General features: G+C 47.1%; 16 protein-coding genes. 9 read left to right on the forward strand and 7 right to left on the reverse strand.

Annotation, left to right across the window (positions count from 1 at the left end; all coding sequences use genetic code 11):
- The first annotated feature begins 135 nt into the window (after positions 1–135).
- Positions 136–519, forward strand: a complete 384-nt coding sequence (locus VM802_RS29790; RefSeq protein ID WP_325537718.1) for a VOC family protein — start codon at positions 136–138, stop codon at positions 517–519.
- A 76-nt stretch (positions 520–595) separates the two neighbouring features.
- Here VM802_RS29790 and VM802_RS29795 read toward each other — a convergent pair whose 3' ends face one another.
- The gene (locus tag VM802_RS29795) at positions 596–1,237 is read right to left on the reverse strand and encodes a hypothetical protein (RefSeq protein WP_325537720.1); all 642 of its coding nucleotides are present in this window, start codon (positions 1,235–1,237) and stop codon (positions 596–598) included.
- Positions 1,238–1,305: 68 nt separating this feature from the next.
- Positions 1,306–1,905 carry a Crp/Fnr family transcriptional regulator gene (locus VM802_RS29800; protein ID WP_325537722.1) on the reverse strand — a complete coding sequence of 200 codons (600 nt, stop codon included), beginning with the start codon at positions 1,903–1,905 and terminating at the stop codon, positions 1,306–1,308.
- 101 nt (positions 1,906–2,006) lie between these two features.
- Between VM802_RS29800 and VM802_RS29805 the strand changes: the two genes are divergently transcribed.
- From VM802_RS29805 to VM802_RS29820, 4 genes are all read left to right on the forward strand, one after another.
- Positions 2,007–2,525 (forward strand): hypothetical protein, encoded by a 519-nt coding sequence (locus VM802_RS29805; RefSeq protein ID WP_325537724.1) that lies wholly within the window; start codon positions 2,007–2,009, stop codon positions 2,523–2,525.
- 18 nt (positions 2,526–2,543) lie between these two features.
- The gene (locus VM802_RS29810) at positions 2,544–2,969 is read left to right on the forward strand and encodes a hypothetical protein (RefSeq protein WP_325537726.1); all 426 of its coding nucleotides are present in this window, start codon (positions 2,544–2,546) and stop codon (positions 2,967–2,969) included.
- Positions 2,969–3,787: a ThuA domain-containing protein gene (locus VM802_RS29815; protein ID WP_325537728.1), complete on the forward strand. Its 819-nt coding sequence runs from the start codon at positions 2,969–2,971 to the stop codon at positions 3,785–3,787. Before VM802_RS29810 ends, VM802_RS29815 begins: the two co-directional genes overlap by 1 nt.
- A gap of 386 nt (positions 3,788–4,173) precedes the next feature.
- On the forward strand, positions 4,174–4,890 hold the full coding sequence (locus VM802_RS29820) for a hypothetical protein (RefSeq protein WP_325537730.1): 717 nt from the start codon (positions 4,174–4,176) through the stop codon (positions 4,888–4,890).
- Positions 4,891–4,901: 11 nt separating this feature from the next.
- Here VM802_RS29820 and VM802_RS29825 read toward each other — a convergent pair whose 3' ends face one another.
- Positions 4,902–5,885, reverse strand: a complete 984-nt coding sequence (locus VM802_RS29825; RefSeq protein WP_325537732.1) for a LuxE/PaaK family acyltransferase — start codon at positions 5,883–5,885, stop codon at positions 4,902–4,904.
- Positions 5,886–6,034: 149 nt separating this feature from the next.
- Between VM802_RS29825 and VM802_RS29830 the strand changes: the two genes are divergently transcribed.
- From VM802_RS29830 to VM802_RS29845, 4 genes are all read left to right on the forward strand, one after another.
- Positions 6,035–6,490: a hypothetical protein gene (locus tag VM802_RS29830; protein WP_325537734.1), complete on the forward strand. Its 456-nt coding sequence runs from the start codon at positions 6,035–6,037 to the stop codon at positions 6,488–6,490.
- A gap of 96 nt (positions 6,491–6,586) precedes the next feature.
- Positions 6,587–8,125: an acyl-CoA carboxylase subunit beta gene (locus tag VM802_RS29835; RefSeq protein ID WP_325537736.1), complete on the forward strand. Its 1,539-nt coding sequence runs from the start codon at positions 6,587–6,589 to the stop codon at positions 8,123–8,125.
- Positions 8,126–8,236: 111 nt separating this feature from the next.
- Positions 8,237–9,091: a UbiA family prenyltransferase gene (locus VM802_RS29840; protein WP_325537738.1), complete on the forward strand. Its 855-nt coding sequence runs from the start codon at positions 8,237–8,239 to the stop codon at positions 9,089–9,091.
- A 76-nt stretch (positions 9,092–9,167) separates the two neighbouring features.
- Positions 9,168–10,268 carry a M42 family metallopeptidase gene (locus VM802_RS29845; protein WP_325537740.1) on the forward strand — a complete coding sequence of 367 codons (1,101 nt, stop codon included), beginning with the start codon at positions 9,168–9,170 and terminating at the stop codon, positions 10,266–10,268.
- 81 nt (positions 10,269–10,349) lie between these two features.
- Here VM802_RS29845 and VM802_RS29850 read toward each other — a convergent pair whose 3' ends face one another.
- From VM802_RS29850 to ytxJ, 4 genes are all read right to left on the reverse strand, one after another.
- Entirely contained in the window at positions 10,350–11,123 is a 774-nt protein-coding gene (locus VM802_RS29850; protein ID WP_325537742.1) for a hypothetical protein, read from the reverse strand.
- A gap of 150 nt (positions 11,124–11,273) precedes the next feature.
- On the reverse strand, positions 11,274–11,687 hold the full coding sequence (aroQ, locus tag VM802_RS29855) for a type II 3-dehydroquinate dehydratase (RefSeq protein ID WP_325537744.1): 414 nt from the start codon (positions 11,685–11,687) through the stop codon (positions 11,274–11,276).
- Positions 11,688–11,743: 56 nt separating this feature from the next.
- A complete protein-coding gene (locus tag VM802_RS29860; RefSeq protein WP_325537746.1) occupies positions 11,744–12,313 on the reverse strand; it encodes a UbiX family flavin prenyltransferase in 570 nt (189 codons plus the stop codon).
- A gap of 43 nt (positions 12,314–12,356) precedes the next feature.
- Positions 12,357–12,683, reverse strand: a complete 327-nt coding sequence (gene ytxJ / locus VM802_RS29865; protein WP_325537750.1) for a bacillithiol system redox-active protein YtxJ — start codon at positions 12,681–12,683, stop codon at positions 12,357–12,359.
- Positions 12,684–13,029: the final 346 nt, after the last annotated feature.

A 13,029-nucleotide genomic window follows, 5' to 3' on the forward strand; every position in this document is an offset into this window, starting at 1 on the left:
GGGCGTTATACTATTTATATCGAATTGTATATAATTTTAAGTCTGTCGCAATGTCCCCCTTAAATTGCCACATGAGGCCCCTTACGTCCACATATAATAGCCGTAAATTTGAAGTAGTCATCAAAATCATGTCTTATGTTCAAAAAAACCAAAGCATTCAGCAGCTTCTCTGTGAATGATCTTCAGATAGCAAAAAAATTCTATCAGGAAACGCTCGGGTTAGAAGTGAAAGAAAACAGCAACATGGGCGTACTCTCGCTGATTATTCCCGGTGGCGGCACCGTGGTGATTTATGCAAAGCCCAATCATGAACCCGCCACATTCACCGTGCTGAACTTTCCGGTACCAAATGTAGAAGAGACCGTAGATACACTTACAGCAGCCGGCGTTAAATTCCAGCAGTACGGCGGAGACATAAAAACAGATGCAAAAGGGATCTCACGTAACAATGGCGGCCCTGTAATAGCCTGGTTCACAGACCCTGCGGGCAATATTATGTCCGTACTGGAAGCAGAATAACGCACGGATCCTTCCAGACGCCCATCCCGGTTTATAAATAGGATTTCCTTAGGGTTATCTCCCGGTCATCTCCCTGTCATCGCCCTATTAAAAGCGTACTTGCCTGCTTACCGGCAGGTATATGAGTAGTCGGTGCCTCCAGCCTGGTGAAACCATTGGTAAGCCCATAAAAGATAACTACCGTAGTAACCACGCCCGCTAATAGTATCAAAACTGCCTGTCGCCTCACGCTGACACCCAGCACAGTTCGCTTCATTTTCCGGAAATGCACAGCGGCAATATGCCCAAATACAGCCAGCACAGCCGATCCATAATAAGGTATAAAGAAAAGCTTCGCAGGATAACTGTTCAACCCGGAAGCCCCGAAATAAAGGTTGGTATCTACATGCCACAAGTACCGGCCCGCCATCACAGCGCTCAGATGCACAATCAGGAAGAAGGCCAGGTAGAAACCAGTCCAGAGCTGCAGCCTGTCGAACGCGTCTGTGAGCTGCTTTCTCTTATTCACCAGCAGCCTGATCCCTGAAACAATCTGCACACCGCACGCCGCCAGTAATATGGTCTCCCCAACCCTGCTGCGATACACAACACGCAACATATCCATGATCCTGATGTGATCACCGGCGCTACTGATACTCGCAAGATGATTAAAGAGATGAAGGGAAATAAACACGGCCATAATAGTGCCGGACACATAATGGATTTTCTTCGTACTCATAGATATTCAATTGCTGGCGCAAAGCTATGCGCCCCGGCCCGCTTAGAATTTGACCCTGGGATAAAAAATCAGATGCGTGCACGGATACGGCTCAGACTCTCCTGCGAGATGCCCAGGTAGGTAGCAATATGTTTCAGGGGTACACGGTTCACAAGATCAGGTTGCAATATCATCAGGTCTGCGTACCGCTCCTGTGCTGTCTTGAATCGCTGTGCAATAATATTCTGTTGAAGCTTCAGCAATGTATCTGCAATATGCAGCCTGTAAAGCCTTTCCAGTTCATGATATCGGCCGCACAGTATTTCCAGGTCTCCACGGTGCACATACAACACCTGCGACGGCTCAATCGTTTCAAGATAGTGCGGACTTGCCACATTTCCAAGGAAGCTCACCACAGCAGCAATGAAGCTATTCTCCAGGGCAAACCAATCGGTCACGTCTTTGTCGTTCTGAAGGAAATAGGCTCTCATAGCGCCTTTGATCACGAAAAATAGCTTATCGGAATATTCGCCGCCACGCACCAGCGTATGATTCTTCGGATAGTCGCGGATACAAACGATCTCCCACAATGCAGCAGCGCAAGACGCTGACAGCTGATTCCCTGCTGATACATATTCAAAGAAAAGTTGCCGGACCGCCTGGTCTGTTTCCAGTGATTGCTTTTTCATCTTATTGTTTACTGTCCGCTTGTAAACTTACATATAACCTGTTTAGCGGACGCTACTTTGGCACCTTATTTGGCATATTTATTTTAAGAAACCATTTTTTTATGAAAAAGCTGACTTTAGTAACCTGCCTCCTTGTTATCAGCCTGCTATATAAACATGAAGCAACAGCACAGGTTCGTGTGAATGTAAATCTGAATGTGGGAAGCCAGCCGGTATGGGGCCCCGCAGGATATGAATATGCGGAATATTATTACATGCCGGACATCGATGCGTACTATTATATTCCCGAACGAAAGTTTATTTATTATGATGACGACCGATGGATCTTTGCACCGGCCTTACCCCCTCATTATCACTACGATCTTTACCGCGGCTACAAAGTAGTTGTCAATGAGCCAAGACCCTGGCTGCATGCAGACATCTACAGATCGCGTTATGGCAGGTATAGAGGCTGGTACGGCCGTCAGGTTATTATCCGCGACCACAGAGACAGGTACTACTATGACGACGACAGGTACTACAAAAAAGGGAAATGGAAAAAACACCACGACGATGACGATGATGATGATGGCCACTGGCGCGGACGCGGTCACAAACACGGACACGATCACGACGACTGATTAAAATAACTCCTCACCATGAAAGGGTCCCGGTATGGGTGCATCACAGATGCTCCCTGCCGGGACTCTCCTTTTTATTTGTATATTGATCACATACCACCTGCTAACCGCATGAACAGAACCCTCATTCTTGTTTTCAATATACTACCGGGAGTAGGTATCCTCTCCCCGGGAGGCAGCCTGTATGATTATATCAGCATCACAGCAGATTACATAGAGGAACCCTCCATTCATGTCAATGGCAGGCATCCCTATTATATCCGCTGCCAGTGGAAAGATACGCTGACCGGCCAGACATACCAGTTCAAAAGCGGCTACATCTGGCATAATCCGGAACCCCAGCTCCAACATCAGCAGAAGCTGGATGTATACATAAATCCCGACAAACCCGGCAAGAACTATTACGTGGACACCACATTCCTTGAATCAAAAGTAACCGCCTGATGAAATACCTGCTCCTCCTCTTGCTTTGCTACAACGGCTTTTCCGGAACATACGCACAGCATGACACCACCCGTTTTCATGTGATCGCTTTTTATACAGCCAGGGAAGATGCAGCGCATATCAGCTTTGTACACGAGTCCAACAAATGGTTCGCTGCACAGGCAGCAGCACACCATTTTAGCTATGATGCAACTAACGACTGGAATAAACTGAATACAGACACCCTCTCCCACTACCAGGTGGTCATCTTCCTGGACAGCCGGCCTGACAGCCTTCCGCAGCGACTGGCCTTTCAGCATTATATGGAAAACGGCGGCGCATGGATGGGATTTCATTTCGCAGCATTCGCGCTTACACCCTCTGCATTCCCACAGAACTGGAACTGGTACCATCAGCAATTCCTGGGCGCCGGCTCCTATGATGGCAACACTTGGCGGCCGGTGTCAGCCGTATTGCGCACAGAGCACCGGCAGCATCCTGTTGTAAAAACCCTGCCGGATACCTTTGTCTCCGCACCTAATGAATGGTACAAATGGACAAACGACCTGCGGAAGAACCCGGATATTATCATCCTGGTGTCAATAGACCCTTCCAGTTTTCCGCTGGGCACCGGTCCAAAGCCGCATGAGATCTGGCACAACGGCTACTATCCCGTAGCCTGGACCAACAAGAAATACAGAATGGTATACATAAACATGGGGCACAACGATATGGACTACGAACATCATACCAACGCCACATTATCCTCCACCTTCGCCAGCGAAACACAGAACAGGCTGATCATTAACAGCCTGCTGTGGCTTGGCAGGAGGAAATAAGAGTATTCAACTTACATATATAAAATATTCCCTTACTAAGGAGTAAAACAGAGGCTACATAGGGTATCCTACGTGAAGGGCTATACGATTTCAACACCTGTAGTGAAAAATATCACCCTTATTTCAATCCGCATTATATTGGTAATTCGTAGATATAGGACAGTTATAAGGAAGCCCAGACAATACTTTGAGGGAAATCATTTCAGCGGACAGTATAAAAAATCCCTACTTTAGCATTCTTCTAACTGTAGTATTATACGAACTGTAGTAATTTTGTGATAATTTAAACTATTGGAGGTTTTCAAAGTCAAAACAAAAATGTTATTACCCATTTTACGCTAATTTTGACGAAACCTACAATTGGTACTATTAATAATCGCGACCCGATGAAAAATAAGATCCCTCCTGTAACATCTGTCTACTTCACAACAATGGTGAAGGCGTATTTGCGTGGCACCCAAACAAGGGAGGAGATCTTACAGCGTCTCACTCAGGATGGCGGCTCAATTCCCGCAGACTATGACCATCAGGATGTTACCCAGATATTGCTGCTAGCCGCCCGGGAAGTTAATGAAGCTTACTACCAGGAAGTGGTGTCTGCCCTCTCACATGCCAGCAGTACCATTCCCACCCGTGAAGGCGTGATCCATAACCTGGAAGCGCTGCTGGAAGGTAAGATTACTGAACAGGATCTCATCCGGTGGGCTACCTGGCACAATGAACCAGGAGACGAAGACGAAATCGGTTATTTCGACGACCTGGCCGTAGATTACTTCTGCACACAGCTGCTGCCCAATCCGCCACAGCCATTTACGATGGCGCATTACAGCCAGGCGCTGAAGATATTCAACGCCGGTATCAACGACATCCTGAAAGATAAAGTGGCGCTCGCACTGCTCTTTGAAAAAGAGAAACAGCGCTTTCTGTTCTACATCGGGGATTTTATTCAGGGGCATACCTCACCGGAACAACTGGATGTATATCTCCTCAATAAGTTCGGCATGGATCATTACTCATTCCCGTACATGTCGTCCGTGATGGCTATTATGCATCAACCGGCCAAATTGCCGGCACTATTGCAGATGGTGGCCCTTGAATCCTGAGCCGCCCATACTCAGCTCACCATCAGACTGCACCCTCTCAGCGCTGAATTATCCAATCTGCCCAGCACTTCAAAGCTGCCGTCAGCATGTATTTTACCAATATCCTCCGTGGCAATGAATGCACAGGAATAGATATTGGCGAGGTCTATTACATTCAGCACCCCGGCCGCTTTGCCGGTAGTGAGCTGGAAGGGGTCATTTTCATCACGCAGCAATACCGTCATCCAGGGAGGAGTCTGGAAAAGGCCATTCCCCCTTGAATAAGCCTGCGAAAGCAGTTCCGTCATACCATACTCTGCATGCACCACCTGAACGCCCAGTTGTTTCTTCAGAAATGCATGCACTTCCTCGCGGGTCCATTCTTCCCGCCGTCCTTTCATACCGCCGGTTTCCATAACAATGGTATGTTCCAGCTGCAGGGTATATTTCTCCGCAAAATCCAGCAGCCCGAATGTAACGCCTATCAACAGCGTTTTCTGGCCTTGGGCTTCCAGCGCTTGCAACTCATGATACAGCTTATCGTGTTCGTACAGATAAAAACCACTCTCCTGTCGGCCGCTGCGCTCAATCATTTCCTGCACCATACGCACAAGAGATGAATGCTGGCGTTCCAGATAGGAAGGCAGCAATCCCACAATCACATAATCGCTCACAGGCCCGTAGAGCTGCTCAAAGGCAGTCATAAAGCTGCGCGCGTAGATGGCAGATTCCTTTACCAGGTGACGGCTGTTGATGGTCTGCGTAGTGCCGCTGCTCTCAAATATCAGTTCCGGCTCAAAGGCGCCGCATACCACTTTATGCGTTTTAAAGAATTGTATAGGCAGATAGGGGATCTCAAGAATACTTTTTACCGCCCCAGGCTGTATATGTAATGCATCCGTATAGGCCCTGTATATGTCGTTGTTGTCATACTGGAAGCGGAACAGCTCCAGGGCAGCTGCTTCCAGCCCGCCTGCCTGTAATGAAAATATCCTTTCGGGAGAAACGGCACTCATGTTAATCTAGCTTTAAAAACCGCACAAAGTTAGGGAGAAGAATAAATTTAGCCACAGTAAGTAACAATTGCTGTAAAAAAACGTTTTGTGTAAGACTGTAGGGATGATCGATTATTTGTATATTTCCTAAATTAATGTAGGTTTGTTTTATGAAGAAATTTCTCTTTTTGTCCCTGGTGATCACCGGACTATTCTATGCTTGCAAGAAAGATGGTATCGGCACCAAACCTATTTTAAGTTTCAAAAGCTATTCACTTGACAGTATAGTTCCCACAACTGAATCCCTCACACTTGGCGTGCATGTGGAAGATGGTGATGGCGACATTGAAAATAAAGTAGGCGTAGGCACCATCATTGATAGTCATACTACAGGTGGCAGACAGGACACTGTCTGGACAATGAAGCAGATGGCCAGCATCGGCGCCAACAAGGGCAATAAAGTGAAAGCAGATGTACTGATCCCGTTTGGCAAGGAAGAAATAGCATTCGGAAATTACCCTCCTTTACCCAAAGACAGCATGCATTTTGTGGTGTTTATACTTGATAACGCCGGTAATTCCAGCGATACCATTCCAACACCCAAAATCGCCTATCGCGTAGAATAATTGTTATTCATAAAAAGATTACATTTACAGCATTACAAGGATTCCTTTGATTAAAGGAATCCTTTTTAGTTTTAGCTTAAAGATCATTTTCAGCATATGAATAAAATAGAAGAATTACAGTCGAAGATAGCCGAAGCCATGTTAGGCGGCGGTGAAGTACGTATCGCCTCCCAGCATAAAAAAGGGAAGCTCACCGCCCGTGAAAGGATACAGCTGCTGCTGGACGAAGGATCTTTTGAAGAACTGGATATGCTGGTCACCAACCGCAACAAAGGCCTCACCATTGAACAGGAACAATTCCTCGGCGATGGCGTGGTTACCGGTTACGGTAGCATCAACGGCCGTACGGTATACGTATTCTCACAGGACTTCACCGTTTATGGCGGTAGTCTCTCTGAACCGCATGCCCGCAAGATCTGCAAGATCATGGACCTGGCCATGCAGAACGGCGCACCGTTGGTAGGCCTCAATGACAGTGGTGGTGCGCGCATCCAGGAAGGCGTAGTAAGCCTCGGCGGTTATGCAGACATCTTCTATCGTAATACCCGCGCTTCCGGCGTCATCCCCCAGATCTCTGCCATCATGGGCCCCTGCGCAGGCGGCGCTGTTTATTCTCCTGCTATCACCGACTTCATCATGATGGTGGAACAAACCTCCTACATGTTTGTAACTGGTCCCAACGTAGTGAAGACCGTTACCCATGAAGAAGTGACATCTGAAGAACTCGGCGGCGCCCATACCCACGCCACCAAAAGCGGCGTTACCCATTTCAGCTGCGCCAACGAAGTGGAATGTATCCATAACATCCGTCAGTTGCTCAGTTACGTACCGCAGAACTGTGAAGAAACGGCACCGGTATATCCTTACGAAACAGGCAACGAGGCGCGCCCTGTCCTGAATACGCTGATACCGGCCAGTCCCAACCAACCGTATGATATGAAAGAAGTAATCGCCCAGCTTACCGATACCGACAGCTTCTTTGAAGTACATAAAGATTTTGCAGAGAACCTCATCGTTGGCTTTGCACGTATCGCCGGCAGAAGCATTGGCATCGTTGCCAATCAGCCCTCTGTACTGGCAGGCGTACTGGACATTCATGCTTCCGTAAAAGGTGCCCGCTTCACCCGCTTCTGCGATGCGTTCAACGTCCCGTTGCTGGTACTCGTAGACGTACCTGGTTTCCTCCCCGGCACCGACCAGGAATGGAACGGCATCATCACCAACGGCGCCAAACTCCTGTACGCCCTCTGTGAAGCCACTGTTCCAAAAATTACCGTCACTACCCGCAAAGCCTATGGCGGCGCTTACTGCGTAATGAACTCCAAACACATCGGCGCTGATCTTAACTTCGCTTTCCCGCAGGCCGAGATTGCCGTAATGGGCGCCAAAGGCGCGGTAGAGATCATCTTCAAAAAAGAAATCGATTCCGCTCCGGACCCTGAAGCCAGAATGAACGAACTTGTTGCCGATTATACAGAACGCTTCGCCAATCCTTATCTGGCAGCAGAAAAAGGTTATATCGATGAAGTGATCGTACCCGAACAGGCACGCATCAAGCTGATCAAAGGATTTAAAATGCTCGAAAACAAAGTGGTAAATATGCCCCGGAAAAAACATGGCAATATTCCTTTGTAATAGCTGCGATTTGTAATTTCGCATATTGTACTCCTTCCGCGATCTTTTACTGTAGCCTGGAAACGGCCGCTGCAAAAGGCTCCGGAAGGAGGCATAAAATCCGGAGCTATAATGGCCAGAGCTGCTATCAAATCACTGTACAACCTGTTCCTGTTCACATCGATCTTTATATCGCTGTGCGCGTTGCTGATGATCTGGCAAACCAATCAACTGCTGGACCTTCATTATGACCAACACACCTTCCATCTCTTCGTTTTCTTTTCCACCATCTGTAGCTATAATTTTCACTGGTACCTGACACCCGGCACCTATTCGTCGTCAGACAGGATACGCTGGGGTAATACCCATCGCCCGCTTATGCTTTTTCTTTGCGGTGTAGGGCTGGCTGGCACCTTGTTTTACTTCTGGCAGCTACGCGCACATTGGTTTGCTCTCAGTGGCGGCGCAATGCTCACCTTCCTGTACTCGGCCCCCAAGCTGCCTTACCGGCCCTTCACATGGCTACGCCGTATAGCCATCGGCAAAACACTGTTCCTTACTTTCGTATGGACTTACGTCACCACCATACTACCGGTATTCATCGCCAATGAACCCTTTTCATGGGGCGCCATCTGGTTTGCGCTGCATCGCTTCAGCCTGATCTACGCCATCTGCATCCTCTTCGATTACCGCGATATCGAATCAGATAAGAAAGAAGGTATCCGCAGCCTCATCACCTACCTTGATCTGAAAGATCTTAATAAAGTATATTACGCCTCTCTGCTGCTGGCTGCACTGAGCGCCCTGATGCTGACACCACAGGCCACCACGCCGGTAATCATCACCCTTCTGATACCCGTAGCCGCTACTGCCCTGCTCACCAGGAAAGCCCACCATACACAATCAGACTACCTGTTCTATTTTGTGCTGGATGGCTTTATGGCACTGTCAGCCGTGCTACATATTATCTTCCGCTTTTGCTTTTAGTTTCGGACCCAAAGCCAAATACTGAATACTAACTGCTATTTCCCTATTTTTGTCGCATCTCAAAATAAAACAGCTTATGTCCAAAAAAAACAAATCCATACTGAATAAGGAATCACTGGCTTTTCTGAAAGACTACCTAAACAATCCATCTCCTACCGGTTTTGAGAAAGAAGGCCAGAAATTATGGCTCAAATATCTAACGCCATATATCGACGAGCATTTTGTGGACCCTTATGGATCTGCTGTTGGTATCATTAATCCTAAAGCACCGTTTAAGGTGGTGATAGAAGCGCATGCTGATGAGATCTCCTGGTTTGTAAATTATATTTCTCCTGAAGGACTGATCTATGTAATCCGCAATGGAGGCTCAGACCAGGCGATTGCCCCCTCCATGAGAGTAAACATACATACTGAAAAAGGCATTGTAAAAGCAGTATTTGGCTGGCCTGCAATCCATACCCGCCTGCGTAGCAGCGATGGTAAGGAACCACAGCCCAAAGTAGAAAACATCTTCCTGGACTGCGGCGCCCGCAGCCGTAAAGAAGTGGAAGACCTGGGCATACACGTAGGTTGCGTCGCTACTTTTGAAGCTGAGTTTGATGAACTGAACTATGACTATTTCATCTGCCGCGCTATTGACAACCGCATCGGTGGCTTTATGATCGCGGAAGTTGCGCGCATGCTGAAAGAAAAGAAACAGGAACTTCCTTTCGCCCTCTACATAGTAAATGCTGTGCAGGAAGAAGTGGGACTTCGTGGCGCGGAAATGATCGCGAAGCGCATCAAGCCCAATGTGGCTATCATCACGGATGTAACACATGACACCACTACGCCGATGATCAACAAAAACCTCGAAGGCGAAATTAAATGCGGCAGTGGTCCCAGCATCACTTACGGCCCTGCTGTACACAATATACTGCGCGACCTGATTATTAAAACAGCGAAGAAAAACGATATCCCACACCAGCTGCATGCTGTAAGCCGCAGCACCGGCACCGATACCGATGCATTTGCTTACTCCAACGATGGTACGCCTTCCGCATTGATCAGCTTACCGCTGCGCTATATGCATACAACCGTTGAAATGGTGAAGAAGGATGATGTTGAAAATACCATTCAGCTGATCTATCAGACATTACTGCAGATTACGCCTAAGACTAATTTCCAGTATCTGTAACAGCTTTCAGAATTTAGCCTTTAGCTTTTAGCACTCCGTAAGAAATCTCAAACAGAATGCTGAAAGCTAAAGGCTAAAAACCTAATTCCGGAAGTAATCCGCAGCCTTGCGCACTTTCTCCACCCACATACCAGAAGCTGCTTTCACCACATACTCGCTTAATCCTACTTTCTTCGCCTGCGGCGCCCAGTCGTAGGTATAACCCATACGTGTCCACGGATAATGATAGTCTGTTGCAGATGTCAGCGGACGATAATAAGCAAAGATGATATAGTTATTGAACCAGGTGGCATAGTCCTGCGAAACGCCTGGTATCAGCACAGCACCGCTGCTCCGGGTATTGATGGCAGGATTACCTGCCGGGCGGTATAACCGTTCTGCACGTACCCATACTTCAGCAATATGTGTATTGCTTTTGGCATTAACGGGCGGCAGACCGAGCACCTGGCATATGCGCATGATAGTGTCTGATCCGGGTTTGAAATCTGGTCCTACCCTGCCTTTCATCTGTTTTGGGATGAAGAGCCAGGATTCGCCCCACGTATTGGTAATGGAATCCCCTTCAGGATAGCTGCCCGGGAAGCGCATGAATGTTGCCATCAGTACATAGGATTGTCCGTTGATGGTTTTCCATTGCAGATCCTGGTTATCCGGGATGATAGGCCACAGGGCATCTGAGATCTCGCTGCTGTCAGCCACCATAGCGTCCGTAACAGATTGGGCGTAGAGCTGATCCATGTTGTATACCGGGGGCGGCGGCGGATCATCATTTCTTGAACAGCTGCTGGTGGCAACAGTAAAGGAAAAAAGGAAAACGCAGGCGAGCAGCCTGCCATTGTACCAGGAGTTCTTCATAGTGATGGTTTTCTGATAAGTGGTTAATAATTAGTGGTTAATGTTGAGTAAGTGTAAGTTACATTTTTTTAACTATTGGCAGTTTGTAGAATTATAACTCCCAATAGCTGATCAAACCACTTATCAGACCTGTTTAAACAATCACAATAATCACAGGAAGTATTCGACGCCAAGACGGTAACCTTTCATACCCAGCCCACATATAGTACCTACGCATTTCGGCGCGATGAGAGAAGTGTGACGGAACTCTTCACGGGCATATACATTACTGATATGCACTTCTATCACAGGTGTTTTAATGCCGGCAATGGCGTCGCGGATAGCAACGGAAGTATGTGTATAGCCACCGGCGTTAAGCAGAATACCATCATAGGAGAAGCCCGTTTCATGCAGGTAGTTGATGATTTCGCCTTCCACATTACTTTGAAAGTAACTGAATTTTATTTCAGGATATTGTTGCTGAAGTTTTGCGAAATAATCTTCAAAAGATTCGCTGCCGTAGATACCAGGTTCTCTCTTTCCCAGCAGGTTCAGGTTGGGGCCGTTGATAATGGCTATCTGCATATGTTGGAATTGGAATATAAGTTTGATGAATGTGGCGAAGGTAATTAATCCCTTTGTTATTTTTTATCGCTGCCCCAGCGATAAGTCTGCTGCTCTATTCCAGCGAGGTCGATGATACGGTCTACCACGGTGGCAGCAACATCTTCGATCGTAAGTGGCAGGCTGTAGAAGGATGGCGTAGCCGGACAAATAATACCACCGGCAAGCGTTACTGCTTCCATATTGCGGATGTGCACGAGATTATACGGCGTTTCACGAACCACGCATATCAGTTTCCTTCTCTCCTTCAGCACTACGTCTGCAGCACGGGTAATAAGATCATTGGAAATGCCGGTGGCAATACGTCCCAGTGTGCCCATAGAGCAGGGGCATATGATCATGGTATTGAATCTTCCGGAACCGGAAGCAAAGGGAGCGTTAAAGTCCTGCTGGGTATAAAAACGGAAAGGTAAGTGTTGGTAATCGTCGTTCCTGAGCTCTGTTTTCCAGACGGTCTTGGCGTTCTCTGTCATCACAACAGCTACTTCATCCAGCTGGTCTGCTGCCGCGCTGAGTTTTTGCAGCAACTGTCTGGCGTAGATAGAGCCACTGGCTCCGGTAACTGCTACTACTATACGATGTTTCATGGTGCTATGCTATAAATATAGCACAAAGCTAGCCTATTATCCGTTAAACATGCGCTGTAATCTCATCCATGCTGATACCGTTATGGCTTTCATTATAAACGCATTCGCCATTCCTGATCAGCAGTATCTGGGGAGATTCGTGTTCTATCCGGTAATTATGCGCTACTCTTCCAGACAGCTCTCTGTAAGAGATCAGGTCCAGGTAGTAAAACGTTAACCCGTCAGGAGCCACTGCACGTTCCAACCGGGATTTAGCCATTGAACTGATAGAACAGCGTGTACTGTGCTTAAATATCACTACCGGCTGATGGGCAGAAGCCTCGTTGATTTCCTGAAGTTGTTCCTCGCTGGTTAACGTTTTCCAGATCATGTAATTAACAAAATTTGCTGTGATCCTTCACAGGCGCTTTTCCCATCCCTCTCATCGGGCATCCCAGTTTCTGATGGCTTGCGCAGGAAGTTAGTAAAGCAGCAAAGATACAAACCATACCGGCGTAGCCCAAAATTCTTACAATTGATTTCATACAGGAGTTTAATTATGTAAACGAAAAATCATAGGAAAATCTGATACCACTACTTTTTTAATCGTGTTTTGTGACGTTATATTTGCAAATATAATTAATGCATTAAAAAAAACAACTATGTAATTTAAGGATTCGTGTTTTTTGTATTTACGGATTTTTTGATTTTTTGGATGGGGAATGCCAGAATACAGT

Source organism: Chitinophaga sp. (assembly GCF_035538455.1).
GTDB lineage: Bacteria > Bacteroidota > Bacteroidia > Chitinophagales > Chitinophagaceae > Chitinophaga.

What these genes read in the sequence shown, in the direction of transcription:
- VM802_RS29790 (WP_325537718.1), top strand. Translation starts at nt 136, where the DNA reads ATGTTCAAAAAAACCAAAGCATTCAGCAGCTTCTCTGTGAATGATCTT.
- VM802_RS29795 (WP_325537720.1), bottom strand. Translation starts at nt 1,237, where the DNA reads ATGAGTACGAAGAAAATCCATTATGTGTCCGGCACTATTATGGCCGTG.
- VM802_RS29800 (WP_325537722.1), bottom strand. Translation starts at nt 1,905, where the DNA reads ATGAAAAAGCAATCACTGGAAACAGACCAGGCGGTCCGGCAACTTTTC.
- VM802_RS29805 (WP_325537724.1), top strand. Translation starts at nt 2,007, where the DNA reads ATGAAAAAGCTGACTTTAGTAACCTGCCTCCTTGTTATCAGCCTGCTA.
- VM802_RS29810 (WP_325537726.1), top strand. Translation starts at nt 2,544, where the DNA reads ATGAAAGGGTCCCGGTATGGGTGCATCACAGATGCTCCCTGCCGGGAC.
- VM802_RS29815 (WP_325537728.1), top strand. Translation starts at nt 2,969, where the DNA reads ATGAAATACCTGCTCCTCCTCTTGCTTTGCTACAACGGCTTTTCCGGA.
- VM802_RS29820 (WP_325537730.1), top strand. Translation starts at nt 4,174, where the DNA reads ATGAAAAATAAGATCCCTCCTGTAACATCTGTCTACTTCACAACAATG.
- VM802_RS29825 (WP_325537732.1), bottom strand. Translation starts at nt 5,885, where the DNA reads ATGAGTGCCGTTTCTCCCGAAAGGATATTTTCATTACAGGCAGGCGGG.
- VM802_RS29830 (WP_325537734.1), top strand. Translation starts at nt 6,035, where the DNA reads ATGAAGAAATTTCTCTTTTTGTCCCTGGTGATCACCGGACTATTCTAT.
- VM802_RS29835 (WP_325537736.1), top strand. Translation starts at nt 6,587, where the DNA reads ATGAATAAAATAGAAGAATTACAGTCGAAGATAGCCGAAGCCATGTTA.
- VM802_RS29840 (WP_325537738.1), top strand. Translation starts at nt 8,237, where the DNA reads ATGGCCAGAGCTGCTATCAAATCACTGTACAACCTGTTCCTGTTCACA.
- VM802_RS29845 (WP_325537740.1), top strand. Translation starts at nt 9,168, where the DNA reads ATGTCCAAAAAAAACAAATCCATACTGAATAAGGAATCACTGGCTTTT.
- VM802_RS29850 (WP_325537742.1), bottom strand. Translation starts at nt 11,123, where the DNA reads ATGAAGAACTCCTGGTACAATGGCAGGCTGCTCGCCTGCGTTTTCCTT.
- aroQ (WP_325537744.1), bottom strand. Translation starts at nt 11,687, where the DNA reads ATGCAGATAGCCATTATCAACGGCCCCAACCTGAACCTGCTGGGAAAG.
- VM802_RS29860 (WP_325537746.1), bottom strand. Translation starts at nt 12,313, where the DNA reads ATGAAACATCGTATAGTAGTAGCAGTTACCGGAGCCAGTGGCTCTATC.
- ytxJ (WP_325537750.1), bottom strand. Translation starts at nt 12,683, where the DNA reads ATGATCTGGAAAACGTTAACCAGCGAGGAACAACTTCAGGAAATCAAC.